Consider the following 26,506-nt stretch of genomic DNA (forward strand, 5'->3'; position numbering starts at 1 on the left):
CAGTTTCGGTATGGCATCATGGGAACTTCAGAGGAAGAACGTACAAACATCGCTCGTAAAAACCCAGGAGACCCTGCGATGACGCGTAGCTATTCGAACTGGTTCGTGCGCGCGCGGCTAAAGACGCGCCAGTTGCTGCTGCTTGCCGCGATGGAGGAGGAGGGCAACGTTCGCCGCGCGGCCGACGTGCTCGGCATGACGCAGCCGGCCGCGTCGCGCCTGTTGAAAGAGCTCGAGGACATGCTCGGCGTGAGCCTGTTCGACCGCACGCCGCACGGCATGCACGCGACGCTGTACGGCGAGGTGATGATCCGCCATGCGCGCATGGTGCTGTCGAACCTGAGCCAGGCGCACGACGAAATCTCGGCGCTGCGCTCGGGGCTCGCGGGTCAGGTGCGTATCGGCGTGATCGCCGCGGCCGCCGCGACGATGGTGCCGCGCGCGATCGCGAGCGTGAAGGAGCGTTATCCGCAGTTGCAGATCTGGACCGAGGTCGAGACCTCCGACGTGATGCTGCCGCGGCTCGCCGAAGGCGATCTCGACATCATGATCGGCCGCGTGCTCGAACGGCAGAACCAGTTCAAGACCGACGTGCGCTACGAACCGCTCGCCGACGAACCGCTCTGCGTGGTCGCGCGTCCCGGCCATCCGCTCGAAAATGAAACGGGATTGACGCTGCGCGGTATCGTCAACGCGGCGTGGGTGCTGCATCCGCCGGGCAGCGTGCTGCGCCATCGCTTCGATCTGATGTTTTCGCAGATCGGCCTGAATCCGCCGCAGAACGTCGTCAATACGAACAACTTCCTCGCGATTTCGAGCCTGCTGCTGCAAAGCGACATGTTGGCGGTATTGCCCGATGAAGTGGCGCGTCAGTACCAACAGTACGGAGTATTGAAGCGCGTACCGATCGATTTGCCTTGCAGGATGGATACATTCGGTATCATCACGCGCCAGTCGCATCTGTTGTCGCCGGCGGCCGCCGTCGTGCTCGAGGCGCTGCGAGATGCGGCTCGGGACGTGTACGGCACGGCCACGGAACTCGCGGTGGCCCGGTAAATGCTTCCTTCTGTGTCATAGGCACCGGCTGACGGCGCGGGAGGAACATACGATGTACAGCAAACACAAGAAACGGCAACGCGCCGTCGACGATTCATTTTCGCTGCGCTCCGGTGGAGCGAGCGCCTGGTTTAGCAACGGCATGGCTCTCAAATCGACGATATACAAGGCGGAACTGCAGATCGCTGACATGGACCGGCACTATTACGCCGACCATTCGCTGACGATCGCCCGTCACCCCTCCGAAACCGACGAACGGATGATGGTTCGCGTCGCCGCGTTCGCGCTGTTCGCGCAGGAACGGCTGGAGTTCTGCAAAGGTTTGTCGGATGTCGACGAACCGGATCTGTGGGCGAAGGATCTGACCGGCGCGATCGACACGTGGATCGAGGTCGGCCAGCCCGATGAACGCCGCATCGCCAAGGCGAGCGGGCGGGCGAATCACGTGGTCGTGATCGCGTATGGCGGGCGTACTTCGGAAATCTGGTGGCAGGGCGTGCGCAACAAGGTCGAGCGTCTGCGCAACGTGACGGTCTGGACGCTCGGCGAAGACGTCGCGGCATCGCTCGGCTCGCTTGCCGAACGCACGATGCGGCTGCAATGCACAGTGCAGGACGGCGAAGCATGGCTCGGCAGCGCCGAAGCCGATGCGGTGAAGATCGACTGGACCGTACTGAAGGCGCAAGCCGATGCATGATGGCTCAGGTCTGAACCGGTTTTTGCGCCGCTTCGTTCTCGCATTCAGAGCGACGTGACCCGCGCCGCTTCCGGCGCCCCCTTCAGTTCGACCATATTGCCCTCCGGGTCGAACAGATACAGCGACGGCCCGAATCCGTCCGCGCCATAACGAACTCCCTGTTCGCCGAGCCGCGCACCATGCGCGCTCAGATGCGCCTTCAGCGCGTCGGCGTCGAACGACTCGACGCGCAGACACAGGTGGTCCATGTTGCGCCCCGTGCCCGCCGCGCCGTTTTCCGCGCGATCGAGCTTCGCGCCGACCTGCAGCAGATCGATCAGCGATCGGCCCGCGCGCAGTTGCGTGAGGCCGAGTTCGCGCTGCTCCTTTTCAACGCTGCAACCTAGTACGTCGCAGTAAAAGCGCGCGAGGGTTTCGACGTGCGTCGCCCGGATCACGACGTGGTCGATCTCGCGAATGTGGATTTTCATGTCGAACGCCCTTTCGCTAGTTCGGAGATCCGATTAGGAAGTGTAGGAGAAAGGGCGGGGGTAGATCGGCGGGAAGTCGTGGGCGAACCGGACCAAATGCGGACCAGGCGCGGACAAAAAACGTAGGCAAAAAAAAGCCCGCTCAAGTGGAGCGGGCTGAATCCATATCAGGAGGAGACATGGAGGAGACAGGTACTAATATACACATGGGCTTGGTGCGACGCAATAACTTTTTAAGGGAAAACCCGATATCGTGCGAAATTGCCGCACTTTGAGGCAAAACGCCCGGCCGCAGGCATTCCAAGGCGCTTCGGATTGTGGTTTGCCGGGTTCGACCCCACCATGGGTAAGGACAAGCGCGTCCGAATGACAGAGCAAGAACCGGCGCGTACTGTGTAGCGATCGGGCCTAAATTGATGAGCATCGACACTGCCTGCCCGTCTGGGCCCCAGGACATCATGAACGCCTCCACTCGCCGTTCCGCCCTCATGCGCACCGCCGCCGACGTCGACACCACCCAGTGGCGCACCGACGACGAACGCTGGGACGCCGTCATCCACCGCGACCGCGATGCCGACGGTGCATTCTTCTACGCGGTCAGGACGACCGGCGTGTTCTGCCGGCCGTCGTGCGCGTCGCGCCAGCCGCGCCGCGAAAACGTCGCCTTCTTCACCGATGCCGCCGCCGCGCGCGCCGCGGGCTTTCGGGATTGCAAGCGCTGCCAGCCCGGTGGTCTGCCGCGCGAGCTCGACATCGTCGCCAGAGCGTGCGCCGCGCTCGACGCCGATCCGCAGCAGCGCCTCACGCTCGCGCAACTGAGCGATGCCGTGCACGTGAGTCCGTTCCATTTGCAGCGGCTGTTCAAGCGCGTGGTCGGCGTCTCGCCGCGTCAGTACCAGGCCGCGCGGCGCGGCGCCGCGTTGCGCGATGCGCTGCAGGGCGGCGCCGACGTCACGCGCGCGACGCTCGACGCCGGTTTCGGCTCGCCGTCGCGAATGTACGACAGCGCGCCGGCCGAGCTCGGCATGGCGCCGTCCGCGTATCGCCGAAAGGGCGCGGGCCTGACGGTGCGCTATGCGAGCGCGCCGACCTCGCTCGGCTTCGTGCTGGTCGCCGCGACTGACAAGGGCATCTGCAAGATCGGTTTCGGCGACGACACCGCGCTGCTGATCGACGAATTGCGCGGCGAGTTCGCGAATGCCGAGCTGCGTGAAGACGCCGGCCGGCTCGCGCCGTTCATCGCGCAGATCGACGCGTATCTGCGCGGCACGCGCCAGGACTTCGAGTTGCCGCTCGATATCGCGTCGACCGCATTCAAGCAGCGCGTGTGGGAGGCGCTGCGGCGGATCCCGTACGGCGAGACACGCAGCTATTCGCAGATCGCCGAGGCGGTCGGCTCGCCGCGGGCGGTGCGCGCCGTCGCGAGCGCATGCGCGACCAACCCGGTCGCGCTCGCGATTCCTTGCCATCGCGTCGTGCAGAAGGGCGGGGCGCTCGCCGGCTATCGCTGGGGGCTGCCGCGCAAGGCCGCGTTGCTCGACAATGAGGCGCAGCACGCAGGCGGCGTTTCAGCCAGCGATGCGCCCCGCCGCGACGCAAGCCGCACGGATGCCGACTCCCACAACTCCCAACTGGATCACGCCGCTTGAGCACGCTTAACGAGGTTGCAACTCTCGAATTACCGTTCAAGGCACCGTTCGACTGGCCGCGGCTGCTGCGCTTTTTCAGCGGCCGCGCGACGCCTGGCGTCGAAGCCGTCGAGGACGGCGCGTATCGTCGCGCGATCGACTGCAACGGCGACGGCGGCACACTCAGCGTGCGGCTGCATCCGCGCAAGCGCTGCATCGTCGCGAGCATCGAAGGGCCGGCGAGCCGCCACGCCGATGCACTGGCCGCGCCAATCGCAAGAATGTTCGATCTGCGCGCCGATCCAAAGAAGATCGCCGCCGGACTCGCGGCGGACCCGTGGCTCGCGCCGCTCGTCGCCGCGGTGCCCGGCCTGCGCGTGCCGGGCGCGTGGTCCGGCTTCGAACTGGTGGTGCGCGCGATCGTCGGTCAGCAGGTCAGCGTGAAGGCCGCGACGACCATCATCGGACGGCTCGTGCAGCGAGCGGGCGAACGCATCGACGGGCATCCGCACGAAAACACCGCGTGGCGTTTTCCGACGCCGGCCGCACTCGCCGAAGTCGATCTCGCGCAGATCGGCATGCCGGGCAAACGCGTCGCCGCGTTGCAGGGCTTCGCGCGTGCGGTCGCGAGCGGCGACGTGCCGCTCGACAGCAGCGACACCGTCGACGCCGCGAGCCTGCGCGCCGCATTGCTCGCGCTCGCGGGCATCGGCCCATGGACTGTCGAATACGTCGCGATGCGTGCATGGCGCGATCCCGATGCATGGCCCGAGTCGGATCTCGTGCTGATGCAATCGATCTGCGCGCGCGATCCTTCACTCGTACGGCCCGCGCAACAGCGCAGCCGCACCGACGCGTGGCGGCCGTATCGCGCGTATGCCGCGATGCATCTGTGGAACGAGGTGGCGGATCGGGCGGGCGCGGCGCGCGGGGGATGAGGTGAGGGTCGTCGCGACGTGCTGATGGGGATGGCGTAGTTCAGCGCGAACTCGACATGCCTGCTGAAACTCCGGCGAAGCGACCGCAAGCAGCGGTTCTGGCGAGATGTTAAAGTGCCCGCTACTGAAAATTCCGCCGAACGTTGTCAGCCGCTATACCGTCTGTGAATCGTCCGGCGATACACGGCGACCGGCAACGCGCGACTTGCATCAATGCCAAACACCACACCCTCCTGCACGACCGACGCGCTTTCGCACCGCCTGTCCGTGCTCGACTCGAGCCCGCATCGCGATGTGCTGATACGCGGCCTGCGCGGCATCGAAAGGGAAAGCCTGCGCGTGACACGCAACGGCCAACTCGCGATGACTCCGCATCCGCGCGCGCTCGGCTCGGCGCTCACGCACCCGTCGCTGACGACCGACTACTCCGAGGCGCTGCTCGAGCTGATCACGCCGGCTGAGCAGGACGCCGCCGAAACCCTCGCGCAACTCGACGTGCTGCATCGTTTCGTCTACGCGGAGCTCGGCGACGAGATCCTGTGGAACCACTCGATGCCGGGACTGTTGCCCGCCACCGACGATGGCATTCCGATCGCGCACTACGGCACGTCGAACATCGGCAAGCTGAAGTACGTGTACCGCGTCGGCCTCGCGCTGCGCTATGGCCGCACGATGCAGTGCATCGCGGGCATCCACTACAACTATTCGCTGAGCGAAGACGTGTGGCGCCTGCTGCACGCCGATCAGCAATCCACCGCGAACGCCGTCGACTTCCAGTCCGACCGCTACCTCGCGCTGATCCGCAATTTCCGCCGCACGAACTGGCTGCTGATGTATCTGTTCGGCGCGTCGCCGGCGCTCGATCGGCGCTTTCTCCGCGATCGCAAACCCACGCTCGACACGTTCGACGCCGACACGCTGTACCGCCCGTACGCGACCAGCCTGCGCATGAGCGATCTCGGCTATTCGAACACGACCGCGCAAGCCGCGCTGCACGCCGACTACGACACGCTGCCCGGCTATCTCGACGCGCTCGCGAAAGCCGTGAGCCAGCCGTATCCCGCCTACGAGCAGATCGGCACGCAACGCGACGGCGAGTGGGTGCAGATCAACACCAACGTGCTGCAGATCGAAAACGAGTTCTATTCGACGATTCGCCCGAAGCGCGTCACGTATCCGGGTGAGCGGCCGTTGCACGCGCTCGCCGCGCGCGGCGTGCAATACGTCGAAGTGCGTTGCATGGACATCGATCCGTTCGAGCCGATCGGCATTTCGCTCGAAACATCGCGCTTTCTCGACGCGTACCTGCTCGTGTGTGCGCTCGACGACAGCGCGCCCCTGCCTCCGCCCGCGTACACCGAAGCGAACCAGAACTTCGGCCGCGTGACGATGGAAGGTCGCAAGCCAGGCCTCGAACTGGTTCGCGACGGCAAGCCGGTCGCGATGATCGACTGGGCCGACGAACTGCTCGTGAAAATCGACGCCGCGGCGGCCGTGCTCGACAGCCTGAAGGGCGGCGACGAACACGCGCGTGCGGTCGCCGCGCAACGCGCGAAGCTCGCGGACGTGTCGCTGACGCCGTCGGCGCGCGTGCTGCAAACGATGCGCGACCAGCAGCAAAGCTTCCTCGCGTTCGGCCTCGCGCAAAGCGAAGCGCACGCCGCGTACTTCCGTGCGCGTCCGCTCGATGCCGCGCAGTCCAAGGCGTTTGCCAACCTCGCGGTGCAATCTCTCGACGAACAGGCGAAGCTCGAACGCGACGAGGTTGGTTCGTTCGATGCGTTCGTCGCTGCGTATCGGGCCTATACGCTCAATCGCTTCAGCGTCTGAGCGTTCGGACCACAGCATTTCGGAAGTGCTTCAAGCGGCCCGCGTGGCCGCTTTTTCTTTGCCCCGAGTAACGCGCAGGTAACCTCTACGGATTGAGCTCTTCAGGCGTCCGCGGAATCGGCAAATACTCCGCGCGACGTCGCGATTCTCTGATCTGGGTGAAACACCGCTTCGATGGGGTGGTCCAAAATGTTATGACGTGCTCCACAGGGGAGGTATCGACGTGAAGAACAAAGCTCTGTTGGCCGCGCTTTGTCTCGTGGCGACGGCGGCATGCTCGACCCAGGGTCAGGTCGATCCCGATGTCATGCAGATCGCGACCAGGCCGTTGACGTGTTCGAACAAGGCCGAATGCGACCTCTGGTGGCAACGGGCGCAAACGTGGGTCGCGAGTCATTCGAAGTACAAGATCGAGACCGCTAACGACTCGCTGATCCAGACCGCCGGCCCGGACGGCGGCACGCGCGCGCTCGCGTTTCAGATCACGCGCGCCGCAGGTCCCGATGGCACCACCACGATCGGCTTTTCGGCGCATTGCGACAGCTCGCTCGGCTGCAAGCCGAATCCGTGGGAAGCCGGTGCGGATTTCAAGCAGTATGTGAGAGGCACCGCGGGCACAGGCGCCAGCGCGCCGCAAGGCAGCGCGACGCCATCGCAGAACGCGCCCGATGCGACGCATCCGGAGACGATGCCCCGTAACACGACCAGGCTGCCGAATGGCGAGGCGATGTCGCAATAGATCGAGCGGTGGCCGCAGCGGCGATGCATTCGCCGCTGCCGCGCATTTGCTTCAGTGTCCTAATGAAGGCCCGGTGCCTTCGCGCGGCTTCGTGATCCACACGAGCACCGCCAGCACGATAAACGCCGCGCCCGAGATGCGGAAGAAGTCGTTGGTGGCCATCATGTACGCCTGACTCGTCACCACCTGGTTCAGCTGCGCGGTCAGGCTGTCGCCGGACAGCCCGGCGCCCGCCAGCGCATTCGTATAGGCGTTGGTGTTCGCCGAATACGTGTTGACCGTATCTGCAAGCATCGCGTGGTGATAGATCGTGTCGTTTTCCCAGAACGTCGTGCTGATCGCGGTGCCGATCGCGCCCGACAACGTGCGGAAAAAGTTCGACAGACCCGACGCGCTTGCAAGACGCTCGTCGGACACGCTCGACAGCGTGATCGTCGTCATCGGCACGAAGAAGCAGGCGACGCCGATCCCCTGCACGAGCCGCGGCAGGATCACGTGGCCGAACGGCACGTCGAGCGTGAACGTCGAGTTCCAGATCGATACGATCGCGAAAACGATGAACGCGAAGCTCGCGACCATGCGCAGATTCAGCCGATGCATGTTCTTGCCGATCATCGGCGACAGAAACAGCGCGAGCAATCCGACCGGTGCCGTGGCGAGACCCGCGAGGCCGGCCGTGTAGCCCATCACCGTTTGCAGCCATAGCGGGAAGATCACCACCGAGCCGAAGAACGCCATGAAGCCGAACGAGATGATCACGACGCCGAGCGCGAAGTTGCGATCCTTGAACAGCGACAGGTCGACGATCGGCTCTTTCTCCGTCAACTCCCACACGAGCAGAAACGCGATCGACACGAGCGCGATCACGGCGAGCGCCACGATGAACGTCGAGTTGAACCAGTCGCGGTCCTTGCCGAGGTCGAGCATCATCTGCAGGCACGACACGCCGGTCACGAGCAGCACGAGACCCACCGCGTCGATGCGCTGGTGCGTCGTCTGCGTCTCGCGGCCACGCAGCAGCAGATACGCGCAGAACGCCGAGAACAGGCCGATCGGCACGTTGATGTAGAAGATCCACGGCCATGTGAAGTTATCGGTGATGTAGCCGCCCATCACCGGGCCGAAGATCGGCGCGCAGATCACGGTCATCGCCCATAAGCCGAGCGCGAGTCCACGTTTGGCGGGCGGGTAGGAGCGCATCAGGATCGTCTGCGACAGCGGCACCATCGGCCCGGACACGAGCCCTTGCACGAGCCGGAAGGCGATCAGCGATTCGAAGTTGTGCGCGAAACCGCAGGCCGCCGACGCGATCGTGAACAGCAGCACGGACAGCGTGAAGAGTCGTACCTCGCCGACGCGTCGCGCGAGCCAGCCGGTCAGCGGCACGGCGATCGCCGAGGCGACCGAGTACGACGAGATCACCCAGGTACCCTGGCTTGCGGCAACGCCGAGGCTGCCGGAAATGGTCGGCACCGCGACGTTCGCGATCGAGGTGTCGAGCACCTCCATGAAGGTGCCGAGCGCAAGGCCGACGGTCAGCAGCGCGAGCGTGCCGCCCTGGAGCGGGGCGAGTTCTGCTGCGGGCAGCGTGGCGTTGGAAGCCGTGGCATCCATAGGTTTGTTCTCCTCAGGCGGCGAAAGCTTGTCACGGCAGCCTTATCGCGTGTTTCATACACGATGCTTGCATGCCGCATCACCCTCTGCCCAGACAGATATCTGATGACAATGACGCCTTGGAAAAGCGCCTCGTGATTGTCCTGCTAGTACTTCGTGATGACGCGCCGTCGCCATCCGACGACGACCGTTGTTTGACACATGCTTCGGCTCATCCCGGCGGCTCGTCCGGCGGTGGCGCCGGGCCGCAACCCACGTCGGCATCTCCCTCGGGACCGTTTGCGATGAAACGGGCGAGCAGGTGAATCAGCGTCGCGTGCTCCTCGGCGGTAAAGCCGCGCAACTGGTCGTTCAGCACAGTTGCGCCGAGGTTCGGCAACTGGCGCGCGGCCTCGTGGCCCTGCTGCGTCAGCTCAAGTTTCACCATGCGTCGGTCGTCGCTGCTGCGCGTGCGCACGACGAAGCCCTTCTTTTCCAGCCGGTCGAGCAGACGCGTCATCGAGCCGCTGTCGTACGACATCGCGCGCGACAGCTCGAATGGCGTGCTCGCGCGCCGCGACGACAGCATCAGAATCACGCCGATCTGCTGCGCGGTGAGCCCGAGCGGCTTGACCGCACGGTCCGTGCGCTCGACCAGCACGTTGCGCGCTTTCGTCAGGTAGTAGCCGAGACTGCTCGTGAGCTCGACCTCGTCCGCTTTATAGGGGCCATCAGTCATGGGGTATCCGCAACATCCAGGCAAAACGAAGTTTAGCTGCCTAAGCAGACAAGTCAAACCGCATTTTGCGGTGCGCAACGAGGCCAACCGAAATACAACAGTCGAATCATTTCCGCCGCACAGTATCTTGAAATTTAATTGCATAGTCAATATTATGACAAGCAATGAGTTTCGCGCGTCCTGCGCCATTCGAGACCATGTTCTGACCGATCGACCGCACGCCGCCCGCCTCGCGACGCGCGCCAAAGGATTTCACCGATGCTGTACCTCAAAAACACGCTTGGCGGCCTCAGCCGCTCACTGACCGATTCCGCACTCCATAGCTTCCAGGGCCGGCACCGCTGGTGGAAGCTCGCGCTGTTTGCGGGACTGTTCGTGCTGCCGGGTGGGTCGGTTGGTGTCGCGTTGCTCGCGTGGGCCGCGCATCGAAGGGGGGACGAAGCGGGCGAGGCAAGGCAGGGTCAACGTCAACGCCAGCAGACCCAATCAACGGAATCGCGGCTCTGACGATGCACCGATTCGCAGCGCGCTTTTCGGCACACAGTTTCGCTTCGTCTCGCCATCTGAACCAGCGCGAACCCGCAGCCCCTCGCGCCGCCGGTAACAACGCGTAACCATCGCGTCACCGCAAGTAACACACCTGCGCACCGCCTCGCATTAACCTTTCGGCTTTCAGTTTCCCGCGCTCGCGCGGGCTCATACGCTAACATTCCGGCAGACCACGATCTCGCCCGGCCGGTGGCGCCATTCCCGGCCGCGCCGCGGCGTCCAGAAGGAATTCATTGCATGCAGTCTGATCGAATCTCGCGCGCGCGGGCGCTTGCGCCGCGCGTCCTGTCCCTTGCCGTCAGCGCGGCCTGCGCGACGCTCCTGGCCGCCTGCGCGGTCGGCCCGAACTATCAGCGGCCGGCCACCGAGATCCCCGCGTCGTTCAAGGAAGCCGCACCCGGCTGGAAGGTCGCCGAACCCGCCGATCAACACGACCGCGGCGACTGGTGGGCGATCTACGAAGACCCGAAGCTCAACGAACTCGAAGACAAGCTCAACACCGCGAACCAGACCATCGCGCAATTCGCCGCGAGCTACCGGCAGGCGCGCGCGCTCGTCGGCGAAGCGCGGGCAGCGTACTTCCCGACGATCGGTGCGTCGGCGGGCGCGACGCGCTCGGGCAACGGCACGCAAACCAGTGGCAATGCGACTACGGCGACCAGTCGCGAGGGCATCACCAACAGCTTCAACGTCCAGATGACGGCGAGCTGGGAGCCCGACCTGTGGGGCTCGGTCACGCGCTCGGTCAATGCGCAGAAAGCCGGCCAGCAGGGCGCGGCCGCCGACCTCGCGAACGCGCGCCTGTCCGCCCAGGCCACGCTCGCGCAGACCTACTTCCTGCTGCGCGCGCTCGACTCCACGCAGAAGCTGCTCGACGACACCGTGATCGCCTATCAGCGCTCGCTGCAACTCACGCAGAATCAGTACGCGGCCGGCGTCGCCGCGCGCTCGGACGTGATCCAGGCGCAAACGCAGCTGCAATCGGCGCAGGCCGCCGCGATCGACAACGGCATCCAGCGCGCGCAGGACGAGCACGCGATCGCGGTGTTGGTCGGCGTGCCCCCGTCGATGTTCTCCCTGCCGCCGATGCCGCTCACCGCGACGCCGCCCGCCGTGCCTGCGCAGATGCCGTCCGCGCTGCTCGAACGCAGGCCGGATATCGCATCGGCGGAACGCAAGGCCGCGGCGGCGAACGAGCAGATCGGCGTGGCGATCGCCGCCTTCTTCCCGTCGCTGACGCTGTCGGCGACCGGCGGCTTCGAGAACTCGGTGTTCTCGCAATTGTTGACGTTGCCGTCGCGCTTCTGGACGCTCGGCCCGCAACTGGCCGGGACGATCTTCGACGCCGGCCTGCGCAAAGCGCAAACCGAGGCCGCGCGTGCCAGCTATGACGCGGATGTCGCGACCTATCGGCAGACGGTGCTCGCCGCGTTCGAGGACGTCGAGGACAACCTCGCGTCGCTGCGCATCCTCGAACAGGAAATCGTCGTGCAGCGGCAGGCGGTCAACTCGGCGCGCCAGGCGCTCGCCATCGTGACGAACGAGTACAAGGCGGGTACGGTCGGCTTCGTCAATGTGCTGACCGCGCAGACCACGGCGTTCACGGCCGAACAGAAGCTCGAGAATATCGCCGGGCAGCGGATGGTGTCGTCGGTGGGGCTCGTGAAGGCGCTCGGCGGCGGCTGGGACGCGTCGCAGATGAATCGCGAGACCGGCGATGTCGCGGCGCCCGCGCCGCTGCCGGCATCGGCGCCGACGGCTGCGGCCACGTCAGTCGGCGCGCCGTCCATCGCACAGAGCACCGCGTCGGGCACAGACGCGCCGCAAGCGCGGGTGCAGAGCAAATAATGTCCGCTGCGCTCGCCGCGCAGCAACGCCACAAAATAGAAGAGGCATGGTCGCAACTCGCGGCCATGCCTCTTTTTTCGTCGCGCCACGCGCGCGAAACACGCGCCTCGGCACACATCAGCGCGCGTCAGCCCCACCTCAGTGCACGAACGTCAGCGCCACCGTATCCGGCCCGCTAGGCCGGCCAAGCAGATTCAGCAGGCCGGCGAGGTTATCGTGCTGTTCCGGCGCGGCGCTCGCCGTGCCACGAAACGACGTCGATGCGGCCGACACCGTGCCGCTGCCGGTCAGCGTCAACGGACCCTTGATCGTGCTCAGATCGAGCGCCGACGACGCGCCCTGCGCCTGAAACCTGACCCGGTACGACCCGAGCGGCTTCACGAGCGACACTCGCGAGCTGACGTTGTCGAGCATCATCGTCAGCTGGCCGAACGCTTCGCCGTTGAAACTGCGCCAGTCGGACCACGACAGCTGCACGTTGCCCTGCAGATCGAGCGTGTTGAATGGCGCGCCAAGCCCCGCGAGCAGCGACGCCGGCACCGCGAGCACGCCTGGCGTGACGGTTGCGCCGCGCGGCGTCGCTTCGACCGTGACCGGGTCGGGCATCGCCTCGCTATGGCGCATGACCATGCGCACGCGTCCGGTGAAAAGCGGCCAGAACGCCGTGCGCCATTCGATCCGGCCAGGCAACAGCGTCGCCGCGCTCATATCGGCGCCGGCGGCCAGCATCACGGTCGCCGAGCCGTGCCACAGCGAGCCCTCGGCGTCGACGAGATTGACGTGCCCGTGCGTTTGCCGCGCGAACTGCGGCGTAATCCAGGCGGCCGGCAGTAACGCGAGCGTCACGGCCCCCACCGACAAAACGGCGACCACCAGCCACGGCAGCGCCGCACGCAGGCGCCACATCCAGTAATTCATGCGAGATCCTGTAGCGAGCGGGGCGTTGCTATTTCGCGGTCGACGGTTGCAGCGCGACCGTCAGATCGACCTGGCCGTCGTCTTTCAACGCGGTGATGTGCGCCTCGGAGACCTGCACCTTGAACTGCTTGCGCACGTCGTCGACCCACGCGGTCCAGGCCGGAAACGCCACGTTTTTCATTTGCACCTGCACCGCGTTGCCGACGAACTGCACCTGCGTCGCGGCGAGGCCATGTTCGCCGAGCGATGCGGAAAGCGCGTCCTTCAGCGCCGCGCCGGTCGGCGCGACACCTTGCGCGGCCGCCGACAGCGAGCGCGCCTCGTTCGACTGCGCGGTCATCTGCGCGAGCTGCCGCTGCAGGCTGGGCAGCGAATCACGCAGGTGCGCGCGGCCGTCCTGCGCGGGCGCCCACAGCACCGACCAGGCAATCGCCACGGCGAGCGCGGCGCCGCCCCACGTCAGCAGCGCCTTTTCGCGATCGGTGCGCTGGTCCCAGAAGCCAGCCCAGGTTTGAGCGAGTTCAGCTTTCATTGTCCGTTCCTGATGGTCCACTTGCCGGTACTGCTGTCGATCGCGCCGGTGAGGCCGTTGCGCGCGAGGCGCTTGGCGAAGTCGGGGTCGACCTTGACCGCGGGTTTGAAGGTCACGTCGAGGCGGTGCTCGTGATAGTCGAGCGCGGCAATGCCGTTGACCGGCAGCGGCGACAGCGAGCGCGCGAGGCCGTCGGCGAGCGACAGGAAATCCTCCGGCGACAGCTCGCCCGCCGCCACGCGCAGCTGTTGCACTTGACGCGCCATCTGACCGGGCGCGTCGAGTACGACGGTCGTCTTCGGGAACGTGTTGAGCAGCAGCTCCGTCATCTGCGTGTTGATCGCGTCACGCTGACGCGCAAGCATCAGCCACTGCACGTTCGCGCCGATGATCGCGACGACGAGCGCGGCGACCGCGAGCACGATCGGCAGACGCAGACGCCGCAGCGTCGCGCGATCGAGACGCCACGGCTGCGACGCGAATTCGAACTGGCACAGGTCGAAGCGGCATTCGAGCGCGCGCCGCGCGAGCTGCTCGAACGGCAGCGGACTCGCGCCGTGAATATGCGAGGCGAGCCGCGCGGGACTCGTCGTGGATTGGTTCGGCTCGTTGCCGGGCACCTCGGTCAGCATGTACAGCGACACCGGCGCCGCACCCGCTAGCGCGGACAGCGTCGCGTTCACCGCATCGGCCGGCGCCGCGAAACCCTCGCCCTGGACACCGCGTGCAATCGCCAGTTCTACGCGCGGCACGCCGCTGTCGAGCGCGCCTTCGATGAGCAGCGCGGGTGCGGTCTGCACGACCGCACCGAGCACCGCGGCCACCATCGGCACGACGGACGGCGCTTCGGGCGCGACCACCGGCGCGACGCCCGGTAGCGACGTCGCGACGCTCGCCGCGCCGGCCATCGCCGGCTCGCGCGCTTCGGCTGTTTCATCGGCGTTCGCGGCAATTTCGGTCACCGGCGGCAGCGGCAGGCAACGCGTGACCGGCACCGCGCGCAGACTGCGATGACCGGCCGCCGTGAACGCCTCATAGATGAAACGGAACCAGCCGCGATCAATGACCGCGAGCAGGTGCCGACCTTCACCAAGCCCCTGCGGATCGACCGCGATATGGCAGGTCTGCGGGTCCTGGATCAGTTGATCCTCGACGATATTGGGCAGCGCCTGGCGCAGCTTCGGGCCACGCAGCGGCGGCAGCGTCGCGGGCATCAGCAGCAAGTCGCGCGCGGCGAGCATCAGCACCGTCGTGCCGCCGCGCGGCAGCAGCGCGAGCGCCGAGCGGCCGGCGCGCTGCGTGCGCCCCGTCTTGTCGAGCAGCACGAACGGCAGCTCGGGCAGTTGCCATTCCTGCGAGGGCACCGCCGGATCACGCGGCGGCAATAGGACGATCAGCGTGCTCAAAGGCCACTCTCTCTATGGATTGCGTTGTTCACAGTTGGTCTTGTACCCGCACGATACGCGTGGTGTGAGTCAGTGGATCGCGATAGACGAGCGTCGTGCGATCCACTTCGGCGCGCTCGTGCTGCACACTGCCGTGGACTAAAAAGTAGCTCGAATTGACGTCGAACTGATTCGGATCGATCGACACCGATTGCACGCCGGCTGCGGTCAGTGCGAGCTGCACGTCGCCGACGTTGCGGAAAAACACGCTCTGGCGCCGCGCGACGAGTGCTTGCGCCTGCGACACGGTCATGCCCGGCACAACCGCCGCGATCACTTCGGCCGACGCGGTGTTCATGTTGATCGCGGTGGTCGTAGGCAGCACGGTGACGAACGGCCGCAGCTTCGCGACGATCTCCGGCGTGTAGCCCGGAATGTCGAGCAGCGAATCGACGCTCGTCATCAGCAGCGGCGCGACCGCCACGTTGTCGTCGCCGTCCTCGATGCCGGGCTGGTTCGTGAAGTTGCCGCCCGTCATACCGCCGCCGCCGCCCACCTGCGGCGTGCTGCTGATCGACGTGCCGGTCTGAAAGCGCGTCGCCGATTGCGACAGCCCCGCGCGCACGTGCAGCGCGGTCGCTTTGGCGAGCTGCCCGCTCAGGCCGAGCGACACCAGCAGGCGCTGATACGCGGCCATCTGCTCGGCGCTGATTTGCGTCACGCCGGGCGCCGGACTTGCGACCAGATTGCGCAGATTGAATCGGGACTGCGCGTCCTCGATCGAGCCCGACAGGTAGGTGGCCGCGCCTTGTTCAGCGCGTACCTCGCCAATCTGGCCGAGAAAATCCGACAGCCGGGTTTTCGCGATCGGCACGCCCCACAAGCCGCCCAGATACGTGATGCCTGCCGACGTATCGCCTTCGGAGCGCAGGATCAGCCGGGTCCAGTCGAGCGCGCCACGCGCGACCCATTGCGCCTGCGACAACAGCCGCTGATTCTCGATGCGCCGGATTTGCACCTGCTGGCGCCACAACATGCCGGACACGAGGATCGCCGACAGCGCGACGACGAGCAGCGCGCTGATGATGGCCACACCGCGCTCGCGCGCGCCGGCCACGCGCGAACCGGATGCCGGCTTTTTCGACGACGACGAGGAGAACGTCATGTCATTCTCCGACCAGAAAAACGCGCGTGACCGGCCGCGCGAGCGATGTTGCGCCGATGCTGACCTCGAGCCCCGTCACCGAGCGTGGCATCGGCGCGTTGCCGAGCTGCGGCACCTTCAGGTTGTTGACGGCCTCGTTCATCGCGGTTTGTACGTCGTTCATCCGTATGGTCCAGCCGAGCTTCGGCACGTACATGCGCGCCGAGATCGAGCCGACGCCAGCCATCAACGGCACCGCGCTCCAGCCTTCGTCGCTGCCGTGCAACGCGCGCCGCAATTCGCCGACGTTGCCGAGCGGCGGCGACGCGTAGCGCACCACGCGGCCGTTCGAGATCTGATAGCGCACCACCTGCAGACGCGGCGCGGTGGCCGGCAGCACCATGTGCCGCACGATCTGCAGCGCGTTGCCGGACACCGAGACCGCTGCCTGGCTGGATTCGTCGTCGCTGGCGGCCTGGCGCGCATCGATGCGCATCTGATCGAACAGCTGCGCGAACACGCGTTCGTCTTCCATCGCGTTCGTGATCGTGGTGCGGCCGCGGATGATCTGATCGAGCCCGCGCCATGACAGCACCGCTATCACCGCGAGGATCGCGATCGCGACCAGCAGTTCGATCAGCGTGAAGCCGCGCTCGCCATAACGGCGGCGGCGCTCACAGCGAGCGGTTGTTTTCATTCGCGACCACCGTGACCATCTGCGCGAGATTGCCGGACTGCCCAGGCATCGTCACCATCACTTCGACACGGCGAAACACCGGATTCGGCGTCGCCGTCACATGCTCGGTACAGCGCAGTTGCAGATTGCCTTGCGAGCAATCGAAGCTCGTTGAGCCGATGCTGGGCCATGCATGCTTCAGATGAAGATCCGCGAGCGCGTTGTCCGCGCTCCAGCCAGCGAGCAGACGCCGGTGCAGATCGGCTTCGCCGCTCGCGAGACTGCCGACCGCGCGCAGCGACGCGGCAAGCGCGACCGCGATGATGGCGAGCGCGACCAGCACCTCGATCATCGTGAAGCCGCGCTCCTTGCGGCACCCGACATCGCGCATCGTGAAGAGGGAAGGGGCACGAACCGACGGGCCATAGCGAAGCATCCGCATCTCAGCGCACCTCGTAGCGGCCATTGCCGGTACCGACGATCGTCGCCTGGCCGGCCGCCGAAAACAGCGTGACCTGCACCGGCACATCGATCGCCTCGGTACCGAACACGATGCGATCGGCGTGCGAATCCGAGCCCGGGTAACTGATCGCGACACTGGTCACGCCGCCTTCCCACTGACGCGGTCCGAGCAGATCGTCGCGCAGCGGACGCCAGCCGTCCTGGGTGCGCTGATCGAAACGGAAGCCGCCCTCGAACGGCTGCCACGCGATCGGCCGCGCGCGCACCTGCGCTTCATCGCCAGCCGATTCGAACAGCAGCGCGAGACGCTGCGCTTCCTCGTTCAGATCGGTGCGCGGATTGCGGGTCATCGTGACCGCGGTCAGCGACACGAGCAGGCCCGCGATCACGAGCACGACCATCATTTCGAGCAGCGTGAAGCCTGCCGCGCGGCGGCGCAGGCGGGAGCGCGGCCGCGAAGCCGTACACGGAGTGTCCACACGGGACTTGCAAGCGGACGTGCGCATAGTGCCGGGCATCGACGATCAACGGAAATTCATACAGCAATGCATCGGTGAAGCATGCACACTTGCACGCGCCGCGAACATAACGGCGTGGCGGGCAGGGCGCCTGGCGACACAAGCGGCCGAACCGGTGGCAAGGAGGGCGCGTGCATGAACATCATCGAGTCTGGCGGGATGCCAGGTTCAGCCTGTTCATTGCCAGGACCCGACGTCGGAGTCGTTGCCTTCGCCGCCCGGTTTGCCATCGGCGCCGTAGCTGAACACGTCGATCTCGCCGTGCACGCCCGGATTCAGGTACTGATACGAATTGCCCCACGGATCGTTCGGCAGACGCTCGAGATAGCCGCCGTCCTTCCAGTTGTTCGGCACCGGGTCGGTGGACGGCTTTTCGATCAGTGCGTGCAGGCCTTGCTCCTGGGTCGGATAGCGGCCGTTGTCGAGGCGATAGAGCTTCAACGCCTGCATCACGGTGCCGATGTCCTGCTTCGCGGCAACGCGCCGCGCTTCGTCCGGACGGCTCATGATCTTCGGCACGATCAGCGCGGCGAGAATGCCGAGAATGGCGATCACGACCATGATTTCGATCAGCGTGAAACCGCGTTGACGACGGCCGCGCGAACCCGCGTTGTCAGCGCGGCGAATGGTCGACAGTTGCATAGGTTGCTACCTCTTTCAGGTGAAATTTTCGGCCCGGGTCATCAGATTGAACACGCCGGGCCGTCATTTTAATGTCATGCAGTTGAAGGGTTTCAACCCACCGCAATTTTCACAATAGTCCGTACAATGTGCACATGAACGCCATCCAAATCCGCCTTCTGTCGCTCGCGCTGTTCGCCGCTTTCTGCGCGACGCTGACCTACTGGGTCATCACGCTCACCACGCTGTCCGGCGCGCCGTTGCCGGCGGCGGCGGCGCATGCGCAGGTCTCGACAGATCAGGCCGCGACGCTGTTCGGCGGACAGCTCACGCGCAACGTCAATCAGGACATCCATCTCTTCGGCATCCTCGCGTTGAGCGAAGGCGCCGCGGCGATCGTCAGCGTCGGTGGCGAGCCGCCGCGCGCGGTGTCGCTGGGCAGCACGCTGATGCAAGGCACCAGGCTCTCCGAAGTCCGCGCCCGCTCGATCATCATCGACCGCAACGGCGCCCACTCGGAAATCTTCCTGCCCGCAAACACCAGCGGTCCCACCATTTACGTGCGCTGAAACCCGAAGCGGTTGCGCGGCTGATACCGCACGCCGCGCAAATCCTTTCTCTTCCTTCCTCGCGCTACGACGACTACTACTGCACGAGGTTGTTCAGTTCGATGATCGGCAGCATCACCGCGAGCACGATCACCAGCACCACGCCCCCCATCGCCAGGATCAGCAGCGGCTCCAGCAGGCTCGTCAGGAACATCGTGCGACGCTCCAGCTCGCGCGCTTCGCCATCGGCCGCGCGATCGAGCATCGTCGTCACGTCGCCGGTCGCTTCGCCCGAGCGGATCAGGTGCACGAGCACCGGCGGAAACGTCTTCGTGTTGCCGAGCGCGCGCGACAGCGACGTACCTTCGCGCACTCGCACGATCGCGTCGTCGATGTTCTCGCGCATCGCATTGTTGCTGAGCGTTTCGGCCGCGGCTTGCAGCGCGCGCAGAATCGGCACGCCCGCCGCGGTCAGAATGCCGAGCGTGCTAGCGAAGCGGACCGTGTTATAGCCGCGCACGAGCTTGCCGATCAGCGGCGCGGTCAGCAGCCAGCGGTCGAAGGCGAGCCGCGGGCCCGGTTGCCTGAGCGTCGCCCGAACCAGATAGACGATCACGATCACGCCGATCAGCATCGCCCACCACCAGTGCCGCACGAAGCCGGACAGCGCCATCATCACGATCGTCAGAAACGGCAATTGCTGTTTGGTGCTCGCGAACACGTTGACGACCTGCGGCACCACATAGCTGAGCAGGAACGTGACGATGCCGAACGCGATGATCGTGACGATCGTCGGATACGTGAACGCCAGCACGATCTTCTGCTTCAGTGCATTGCGCTGCTCGATGTAGTCGGCGAGCCGCGACAACACCAGGCCGAGCTTGCCCGTGTGTTCGCCGGCCGCGACGAGCGCCCGGTAGATCTCGGGGAAGTCCTTCGGATGCTGCTGCAGCGCATTCGCGAGCGAATGACCGCCGAGCACCTCGGCGCGAATCGCCGCCATCAGCTCGCGGATGTAGTCGCGCTCCGACTGCTCGGTGAGCACCGCGAGCGCTTCGTCGAGCGGCAGGCCCGCGATCAGCAGACTCGCGAGCTGCCGCGTCAGAATGGCCTGCTCGCGCTGCGACAGACGACGCCCGAGCGCGAGCCGCTGATTGCGCTCGCCGCGCGTACGCGACGCCGCCGGTTCGACGACGAGCGGAGTGAGTCCCTGCGAGCGCAGGTTGGTCCGCGCGCCGCGTGCACTGTCGGCGTCGAGCACGCCCTTTTGTGCCTTGCCCGCCGCGTCGATCGCTTCGAAACGGAATGCCGGCATGCGCTTATGCTCCGCCCGTCACGCGAATCACTTCTTCGAGCGACGTCAGTCCCGATGCGAGCCAGCGCTCCGAATCCTCGCGCAGCGTGCGCATGCCGTGCGCGCGGCCCGCTTCGAGAATTTCGGCGTCCGCCGCGTTGCGGTGGATCAGCGAACGGATCGTTTCATCGATCAGCAGCAGCTCGTAGACGCCGCGCCGTCCCGCGTAACCGGATTGGCCACAACGGTCGCAGCCGACCGGATGCCAGCGCTTGCTGCCGTCTTCCTCGGTACGCTCTTCGCGGCACACCGGGCACAGACGCCGCACCAGCCGCTGCGCGAGCACGCCGAGCAGCGACGACGCGAGCAGATACGGCTCGACGCCCATGTCGGTCAGACGCGTGACGGCGGATGCCGCGTCGTTCGTGTGCAGCGTCGCGAGCACCAGGTGGCCGGTCAGCGAGGCCTGCACCGCGATCTGCGCGGTTTCGAGGTCGCGGATTTCACCGATCATGATGATGTCCGGGTCCTGACGAAGGATCGAGCGCAACGCGCGCGCGAAGCTCATGCCGATCCGCTCGTTGACCTGGGTCTGGCCGATGCCGGACAGGTCGTATTCGATCGGGTCTTCCACCGTCATGATGTTGGTGGTCGCCGTCTCCAGTCGCGACATCGACGCATACAGCGTCGTGGTCTTGCCGGAGCCGGTCGGCCCCGTCACGAGCACGATGCCGTGCGGCTTGCCGATCAGCTTGTCGAACTTGGCGAGCGTGTCGGATGCCATGCCCAGCGCTTCGAGATTCAGTCGCGCCGCGTCTTTTTCAAGCAGCCGCAGCACCGCGCGTTCGCCGTGGCCGGTCGGCAGCGTCGATACGCGCACGTCGACCGGACGACCGCCGACGCGCAGCGTAATGCGGCCGTCCTGCGGCAGACGTTTCTCCGCGATGTCGAGCTGCGCCATGATCTTGATCCGCGAGATCAGCGCGCCGTGCAGCGCTTTTTTCGGCCGCACCACGTCGCGCAGCGTGCCGTCGACGCGAAAGCGCACCACGGACGCATTCTCGAACGGCTCGATATGAATATCCGATGCTTGTTCGCGCGCCGCTTGCGTGAGCAGCGCGTTGATCATGCGGATGATCGGCGCGTCGTCTTCCGATTCGAGCAGATCCTCGACCTCGGGAATGTCCTGCATCAGACGCGATAGATCGACTTCGCCTTCCACTTCACCGACCACCTGCGCGGCGCTGCCGTCCTGGCGCGCATAGGCCTGGTTGATCGCCTGCGCGAGATCGTCGGCGGGCACGCGCACGACCGATACCGCGCCGTAGTTGCGCGCGACTTCGGCAAGCGCTGCTTCGCTCGTGCGCTCGCTGATCCAGACTTCGAGACTATCGGCATACTGATGCGCGACCAGGATCTGGCCGCTGCGCGCGAAACCGTACGGCACGAGCCGGGCGGCGAGCGGCGAGGGCGCCGCCCGCTCGCCGGCGGCGTCGCCGTTCAACAGACCTTGCGATGGCGCGGTTTGCGCGGGCGCCTGCGTCACGGATGCGCTCCCGGCGACACCGTGCTCGGTACCACGCCGCTGGCCGGATTGACGACCGCCGGTTGCGGCACGGTTTGCGGCATCGTTTGCGGCACGGGTTGCGTCGTGGGCTGCGCGTTGGCTTGCGGCACGGCCTGCGGCGGTACCTGTTGAGGCACCTGTTGCGGTGCCTGCTGCGGCATCATCTGCTGGCGGCGCATCTGGTTCAGATCGAACAGGTTCAGCGCCGGCACACCGCCCTGGCTCGGGCCGAGCGGCATGGGCGGCACGACCGGATCGTCGTGATCCTTCATGATGTTGTTGTCCGAACGGTACGCACCCTGCACGCCCTGGATGTAGTCATAGCGGTTCGCCGTGACGGCCTGGGTGGTGTCGTGATCGGCGAGAATGACCGGGCGCAGGAATACCATCAGGTTAGTCTTGTCGCGCGTCTTTTGCTCGGAGCGGAACAGCTGGCCCAGCCACGGAATGTCGCCGAGCAGCGGCACCTTGCTGTTGCTGACCTGGTAGTTGTCCTGCATCAGGCCGCCGAGCACGATGATCTCGCCGTTATCACACAGCACGGTCGACTGGATCGAACGCTTCGTGAATTCCGGGCCCGCCGGGTTCGTCGCCGCGTTGTTCGTACCGTTCACGATCGCCGAATCTTCCGTGTAGAGCTGCAGCTTCAGGATGCCGCCGTCGGTAATCTGCGGCTTCACGTGCAGCGTCAGACCGACGTCGACACGGTCGAACGTGTTGAACGCCGCGCTCGTCGTGCCGCTCGTCAGGTTCGAGTAAGAACCGGTCTGGATCGGCACGTTGGTACCGACGATAATCTTCGCTTCTTCGTTATCGAGCGTGATCAGGTTCGGCGTGGACAGCACGTTCGCGTCGGCTGTCTGCGACAGCGCCTGCAGCAGCGCGCCGAGACCCTGCACGCCGAAAATGTTGTGAATCCAGCCAACGTTCAGGCCCTGCTGCAGGGCTCCGTTGCCGAGCGCCGTGGCGAGACCGCCGGTCGAGCCGGCAGCGGCCGCGGCCGCCGTCAGGTTGATGATGCTGTTGCCCGAGCCAGTCGCCAGGTTGGTACCGGCAAACAAGTTACCGTTCGCGACCTGCCACTGAATCCCGAGGTTGCCGCTCGTATTCGAGTTCAGCTCGACGATCAGCGCCTCGATATACACCTGCGCGCGACGTGCATCGAGCTGGTCGATCACCGCGCGCAAGTTGCGGTACGTCGCTTCGGGCGCCGTGATGATCAGCGAGTTGGTTGCGGGATCGGCCGTGATCATGCCGCCGCCCTGGTCTTCGCTCTTCTCCTTCTCTCCGCCGAGAAAGCCGCCACTACTATTCGAGCCCGAGGCGCCGCCGCCCATCGGCGAGTTCATCGAGCTGCCGCCGAGTCCGCCAGACGGCAACGGTGGCGTCCCCGACGTGCCCGTCGAATTGCTGGCGTTCGACAGACCGCCCCCGCCGCCACCACCACTGCTGTTCTGGTTGAACGAGTTCGCCTCGTTCGCGCCGCCCGACGAGCCTTCGCCGCCGCCCTTGCCGAGCATGTTGCGCAGCGTGCGCGCGAGCTTGGTCGCGTCCGCGTTGCGCAGCGGCACGACGTGAATGTTGCCCGGCATCGTGGTCGGCACGTCGAGCTGTTTCGCGAGCTCCTTTGCCGCCGCGAGACGTGCGGTGTTCGACGCGCGCATCAGTAGCGAGTTGGTGCGCGGATCCGACGCGATCGACACCTTCAGCGTCGCGTCCGTGCTGCCGATCGCGCCCGGATCGAGCATCTTGTTCATCTGCTGCGCGATGTCGATCGCATTCGCATTTTTCAGCGGTACGACCGCCACCGACTGGCCTGCCGCGCTATCGATGCCCGCGATGATCTGCGCGATGCGCCGCACGTTGTCGGCGTAGTCGGTGACGACGATCGTATTGTTGGCGGGGTAGGCCGCGACGGTGTTGTTCGGCGAAATCAGCGGACGAAGTACCGGCAGCAGGTTGTTGGCCGATTCGTTCCTCAGCGTGAAGACCTGCGTGACGACCTGGTCGCCGCGCGCCGTCGGCGCGTTGCCGACGTACGTCGGCACGCCTTGCAGCTTGGCGTCGGCCTCGGGCACCACTTTCAGCACGCCGTGATCCTGCACGAGCGCGAAGCCCTGCATGCGCAGCGCGGACTGCAGGGTTTTGAGCGCCTGATCCTCGGGTACCGCGTTTTCGGACACTAGGTTCAGTTGCCCCTTCACCCGCGGATCGACGATGATCGTCTTGCCGGTCGCCGCGCCGATCGCCTTGGCGACCTGGTCGATGTCGGCGTTGACGAAGTTGAGTGTCACGTCTGCCTGTGCTGTGTGCGCGGTGATCAGTCCAGCCACCAGCAGCGCCGTTGCCACGCGACGCAAAGCCATACAATTTCTTCTCATGGAATGTGATATCGATGCCGGCAGCCTCTGCCACCGACGGTCATGCGATGCGGACCTGGCAGCAAGCCACCGCCCGGTCGGTCTGTGAGCCGGCCCCAAAAGCGAGTTTCGCTTCGAGCACCAGCGTCCCGACGTCCGAAAAAAACGAACAGTAACAGCTTTTCATGTCGGATTTGAAACAAAACAAAGGGCCCCATGCGAATCCTTAGGGAATCGCAGGGTTGTTATTAAATTGAAAGCTAACGGCACCGTACACAGACGCCATTACCCGGCTTTGTACGGTCTTATGTCGGTTAGCCAACTTGACGAAGGTCGGACTGCCGGTATGATACGAGCCGTTCGACTCACTGCTATGCGTTTGCTGACACGGGTTTTCCCCGATGCTCGACAAATGCCCGGCCAGCTTGCCGTTGCGGCCGAAATGCGGCCGGCAAACTGCCTTACCGATTCTTACCTCGGGTTTATCTAGTCCTGTTGACCGATGAAACGTCCGCTCGTCACCGTCGCCGCCATGCTCGCGCTGCTCGTCGCAGCCGGCTCCGCGCGCGCCGACTGCTTCGACGAAGCGGCGAAGTATCAGAAGGTCAACCCGTTGATTTTACGGGCTATCGCGTGGCAGGAGTCACACAACCGGCCGGATGCGCAGCACAAGAACGCGAACGGCTCGACCGATTACGGTGTGATGCAGATCAATTCGGTGCATCTGCCGGTGCTCGCCCAGTACGGGATCTCGCAGGGCACGCTGATGGAGCCGTGCAAGAACGTTTATATCGCGGCGTGGCATCTGCGCCGCCAGATGAACAAGTACGGCAATACCTGGCAGGCGGTCGGAGCATACCACTCTGAGACGCCGGCGTTGCGGGACAAATACTCGCAACAGATCGCCGCGATTCTGCGCAGCTGGAAGTTGATGCCCGCGCGGTAGGCTTCTCCAGCGCTGTCGCTCGCGCAGGCCGCGCCCGTTTTAATGCACAATGCGGCTTCATGCTGCTGTCGCGCCGTCGCAGCGACGCCGACCATTTGGCCCCGCCCCCGGCACGCCTTTCAATCCTCCCGTATTCCGTACCGCGATGAACCAGCCGCTATTGCCCATCACCGTGCTCTCCGGTTTTCTGGGCGCCGGCAAGACCACGCTCCTGAATCACATCCTTGCGAATCGCGCCGGTTTGCGCGTCGCCGCGATCGTCGACGATCTCGCCGCGGTCAATATCGACCCGACGCTCGTGCGCAAGGCGGCCGATCTGTCGAGCGCCGACGAGCAGGTCGTTGAACTCAAGAACGGCTGTATCTGCTGCGCGCTGCGCGACGAGCTGCAAAACGAAATCCGTCGCTTCGCCCGCGAAAATCGCTTCGACGCCATCGTGATCGAATCGAGCGGCATCGCCGAGCCGATGCCGAGTGCCGAAACCATCACATTCGAGGGCCACGAAGGCGCGTCGCTCGGCGACGTCGCGCGGCTCGATACGATGGTCACGGTCGTCGATGCGTTCAACTTCCTGCGCGATTACGCGTCGGCCGACGCGCTCGCCGAACGCGGCATCACGGTCGACGAAGACGACGACCGTACGATCGTCGAATTGCTGATCGAGCAGATCGAGTTTTGTGACGTGCTCGTCGTGAACAAGATCGATCTCGTCAGCGCCGACGAGCTCGCGCGTTTGCAGCGCATCCTCGCACGCCTGAATCCGCGCGCGGTGCAGCTCGTAAGCCGCTTCGCCGACGTGCCGCTTGATCAGATCGTGAACACCGGACGCTTCGATTTCGACGAAGCGTCGAATGCGCCGGGCTGGCTCGCGGCACTCGAGCACGAGCACGGCGGTGAACACGGCCACATGCATCGCAGCGAAGCCGACGAATACGGCGTCGGCCATTTCGTCTATCGGGCACGCCGGCCGTTTCATCCGCAGCGGCTGTGGGAGCTGCTGCATCAGGAGTGGAAGGGCGTACTGCGTAGCAAGGGATTCTTCTGGCTCGCGACGCGCAACGATATCGGCGGTTCGCTATCGCAGGCCGGTGGCGCGTGCCGGCACGGTCCGGCGGGCATGTGGTGGGCCGCGCAGGATCGCAGCGAATGGCCGGCAGGCGACGAGGAGCTGGCGGCCGAAATCGCCGCCGACTGGTACGGCGCGCCGGACGATACCAGCATCGGCGATCGTCGTCAGGAGTTCGTGCTGATCGGCGTGAATATCGACCCCGCCATCTGGCGCGCGAAGTTCGACGCCTGTCTGCTCACCGACGACGAATACGCGCTCGGGCCGCAAGCCTGGCAGCAGTTCCCTGATCCGTTCCCGGCGTGGGAGTTCGACGACCACGATCATGATCATGATCGCGGCCATCATCATCACGGGCACGGCGACGGCTGAGAACATTACG

Annotated in this window: 24 protein-coding genes and 1 pseudogene; 11 read left to right on the forward strand and 14 right to left on the reverse strand. The window is 65.4% G+C overall.

From position 1 onward, the window contains the following. Nucleotides 1-78 precede the first annotated feature (78 nt). Both OKW45_RS32340 and OKW45_RS32345 read left to right on the forward strand, forming a co-directional pair. The gene (locus OKW45_RS32340) at nt 79-1,056 is read left to right on the forward strand and encodes a LysR family transcriptional regulator (RefSeq protein ID WP_429472986.1); all 978 of its coding nucleotides are present in this window, start codon (nt 79-81) and stop codon (nt 1,054-1,056) included. A 142-nt stretch (nt 1,057-1,198) separates the two neighbouring features. Next, a complete protein-coding gene (locus OKW45_RS32345) occupies nt 1,199-1,753 on the forward strand; it encodes a YaeQ family protein (protein ID WP_026225527.1) in 555 nt (184 codons plus the stop codon). Between the two features lie 44 nt (nt 1,754-1,797). Here the strand turns inward: OKW45_RS32345 and OKW45_RS32350 are convergent, their stop codons facing one another. Further along, complete coding sequence (locus tag OKW45_RS32350; RefSeq protein WP_018418913.1) at nt 1,798-2,223, reverse strand: VOC family protein; 426 nt, start codon at nt 2,221-2,223, stop codon at nt 1,798-1,800. 488 nt (nt 2,224-2,711) lie between these two features. On the opposite strand from OKW45_RS32350, the gene ada reads away from it, so the two are divergent. The 4 genes from ada to OKW45_RS32370 all read left to right on the forward strand — a co-directional run bounded on the left by ada (nt 2,712) and on the right by OKW45_RS32370 (nt 7,358). Beyond that, entirely contained in the window at nt 2,712-3,872 is a 1,161-nt protein-coding gene (ada, locus tag OKW45_RS32355) for a bifunctional DNA-binding transcriptional regulator/O6-methylguanine-DNA methyltransferase Ada (protein ID WP_429473401.1), read from the forward strand. Continuing rightward, a complete protein-coding gene (locus tag OKW45_RS32360; protein ID WP_429472987.1) occupies nt 3,869-4,789 on the forward strand; it encodes a DNA-3-methyladenine glycosylase family protein in 921 nt (306 codons plus the stop codon). Before ada ends, OKW45_RS32360 begins: the two co-directional genes overlap by 4 nt. A gap of 213 nt (nt 4,790-5,002) precedes the next feature. Further along, nucleotides 5,003-6,619, forward strand: a complete 1,617-nt coding sequence (gshA, locus tag OKW45_RS32365; RefSeq protein WP_429472988.1) for a glutamate--cysteine ligase — start codon at nt 5,003-5,005, stop codon at nt 6,617-6,619. Nucleotides 6,620-6,842: 223 nt separating this feature from the next. Continuing rightward, on the forward strand, nt 6,843-7,358 hold the full coding sequence (locus tag OKW45_RS32370; protein ID WP_429472989.1) for a hypothetical protein: 516 nt from the start codon (nt 6,843-6,845) through the stop codon (nt 7,356-7,358). A gap of 51 nt (nt 7,359-7,409) precedes the next feature. Here the strand turns inward: OKW45_RS32370 and OKW45_RS32375 are convergent, their stop codons facing one another. Together OKW45_RS32375 and OKW45_RS32380 are read right to left on the reverse strand one after the other, a co-directional pair. Further along, complete coding sequence (locus tag OKW45_RS32375; protein ID WP_429472990.1) at nt 7,410-8,972, reverse strand: DHA2 family efflux MFS transporter permease subunit; 1,563 nt, start codon at nt 8,970-8,972, stop codon at nt 7,410-7,412. Nucleotides 8,973-9,183: 211 nt separating this feature from the next. Continuing rightward, nucleotides 9,184-9,690, reverse strand: coding sequence for a MarR family winged helix-turn-helix transcriptional regulator (locus tag OKW45_RS32380; RefSeq protein ID WP_018418907.1), 507 nt, complete (start codon nt 9,688-9,690; stop codon nt 9,184-9,186). Between the two features lie 258 nt (nt 9,691-9,948). Between OKW45_RS32380 and OKW45_RS32385 the strand changes: the two are divergent. Next, a pseudogene (locus tag OKW45_RS32385) lies at nt 9,949-10,140 on the forward strand (hypothetical protein); the annotation flags it as partial. A 336-nt stretch (nt 10,141-10,476) separates the two neighbouring features. Beyond that, nucleotides 10,477-12,087: an efflux transporter outer membrane subunit gene (locus OKW45_RS32390; protein ID WP_429472991.1), complete on the forward strand. Its 1,611-nt coding sequence runs from the start codon at nt 10,477-10,479 to the stop codon at nt 12,085-12,087. Between the two features lie 138 nt (nt 12,088-12,225). On the opposite strand, the gene OKW45_RS32395 is transcribed toward OKW45_RS32390, so the two are convergent. The 8 genes from OKW45_RS32395 to gspG all read right to left on the reverse strand — a co-directional run bounded on the left by OKW45_RS32395 (nt 12,226) and on the right by gspG (nt 18,364). After that, on the reverse strand, nt 12,226-13,005 hold the full coding sequence (locus OKW45_RS32395) for a type II secretion system protein N (RefSeq protein ID WP_429472992.1): 780 nt from the start codon (nt 13,003-13,005) through the stop codon (nt 12,226-12,228). 28 nt (nt 13,006-13,033) lie between these two features. Continuing rightward, nucleotides 13,034-13,537, reverse strand: a complete 504-nt coding sequence (locus OKW45_RS32400; RefSeq protein ID WP_429472993.1) for a type II secretion system protein M — start codon at nt 13,535-13,537, stop codon at nt 13,034-13,036. Further along, nucleotides 13,534-14,943: a type II secretion system protein GspL gene (gene gspL, locus OKW45_RS32405; protein ID WP_429472994.1), complete on the reverse strand. Its 1,410-nt coding sequence runs from the start codon at nt 14,941-14,943 to the stop codon at nt 13,534-13,536. The genes OKW45_RS32400 and gspL overlap by 4 nt, the downstream gene beginning before the upstream one ends. A 28-nt stretch (nt 14,944-14,971) precedes the next feature. Then, nucleotides 14,972-16,087, reverse strand: coding sequence for a type II secretion system minor pseudopilin GspK (gene gspK / locus OKW45_RS32410; RefSeq protein ID WP_429472995.1), 1,116 nt, complete (start codon nt 16,085-16,087; stop codon nt 14,972-14,974). Between the two features lies 1 nt (nt 16,088). Further along, nucleotides 16,089-16,763, reverse strand: a complete 675-nt coding sequence (locus OKW45_RS32415; protein WP_184003028.1) for a PulJ/GspJ family protein — start codon at nt 16,761-16,763, stop codon at nt 16,089-16,091. Then, the gene (gene gspI / locus OKW45_RS32420) at nt 16,741-17,133 is read right to left on the reverse strand and encodes a type II secretion system minor pseudopilin GspI (protein ID WP_429473402.1); all 393 of its coding nucleotides are present in this window, start codon (nt 17,131-17,133) and stop codon (nt 16,741-16,743) included. The genes OKW45_RS32415 and gspI overlap by 23 nt, the downstream gene beginning before the upstream one ends. A 52-nt stretch (nt 17,134-17,185) precedes the next feature. Further along, the gene (locus OKW45_RS32425; protein ID WP_429294222.1) at nt 17,186-17,722 is read right to left on the reverse strand and encodes a GspH/FimT family pseudopilin; all 537 of its coding nucleotides are present in this window, start codon (nt 17,720-17,722) and stop codon (nt 17,186-17,188) included. A gap of 177 nt (nt 17,723-17,899) precedes the next feature. Continuing rightward, nucleotides 17,900-18,364 (reverse strand): type II secretion system major pseudopilin GspG, encoded by a 465-nt coding sequence (gene gspG / locus OKW45_RS32430; RefSeq protein WP_429472996.1) that lies wholly within the window; start codon nt 18,362-18,364, stop codon nt 17,900-17,902. A gap of 134 nt (nt 18,365-18,498) precedes the next feature. On the opposite strand from gspG, the gene OKW45_RS32435 reads away from it, so the two are divergent. After that, complete coding sequence (locus OKW45_RS32435) at nt 18,499-18,912, forward strand: type II secretion system protein N (protein WP_018418897.1); 414 nt, start codon at nt 18,499-18,501, stop codon at nt 18,910-18,912. Nucleotides 18,913-18,988: 76 nt separating this feature from the next. Here OKW45_RS32435 and gspF read toward each other — a convergent pair whose 3' ends face one another. Genes gspF through gspD form a run of 3 tightly spaced genes read right to left on the reverse strand, consistent with a single transcriptional unit; the run spans nt 18,989 to nt 24,118 of the window. Beyond that, entirely contained in the window at nt 18,989-20,206 is a 1,218-nt protein-coding gene (gene gspF, locus OKW45_RS32440) for a type II secretion system inner membrane protein GspF (RefSeq protein ID WP_018418896.1), read from the reverse strand. Between the two features lie 4 nt (nt 20,207-20,210). Further along, a complete protein-coding gene (gene gspE, locus OKW45_RS32445; protein ID WP_429472997.1) occupies nt 20,211-21,731 on the reverse strand; it encodes a type II secretion system ATPase GspE in 1,521 nt (506 codons plus the stop codon). Continuing rightward, nucleotides 21,728-24,118: a type II secretion system secretin GspD gene (gene gspD / locus OKW45_RS32450; RefSeq protein WP_429472998.1), complete on the reverse strand. Its 2,391-nt coding sequence runs from the start codon at nt 24,116-24,118 to the stop codon at nt 21,728-21,730. Before gspD ends, gspE begins: the two co-directional genes overlap by 4 nt. A 496-nt stretch (nt 24,119-24,614) precedes the next feature. Here gspD and OKW45_RS32455 point away from each other — a divergent pair, with 496 nt between their 5' ends. Both OKW45_RS32455 and OKW45_RS32460 read left to right on the forward strand, forming a co-directional pair. Beyond that, nucleotides 24,615-25,058, forward strand: coding sequence for a lytic transglycosylase domain-containing protein (locus tag OKW45_RS32455; RefSeq protein WP_429472999.1), 444 nt, complete (start codon nt 24,615-24,617; stop codon nt 25,056-25,058). 145 nt (nt 25,059-25,203) lie between these two features. After that, the gene (locus OKW45_RS32460; protein ID WP_429473000.1) at nt 25,204-26,496 is read left to right on the forward strand and encodes a GTP-binding protein; all 1,293 of its coding nucleotides are present in this window, start codon (nt 25,204-25,206) and stop codon (nt 26,494-26,496) included. Nucleotides 26,497-26,506 lie beyond the last annotated feature (10 nt).

Source organism: Paraburkholderia lebeckiae (assembly GCF_050436225.1).
In the GTDB taxonomy this organism is placed as follows: Bacteria; Pseudomonadota; Gammaproteobacteria; order Burkholderiales; family Burkholderiaceae; genus Paraburkholderia; species Paraburkholderia tuberum.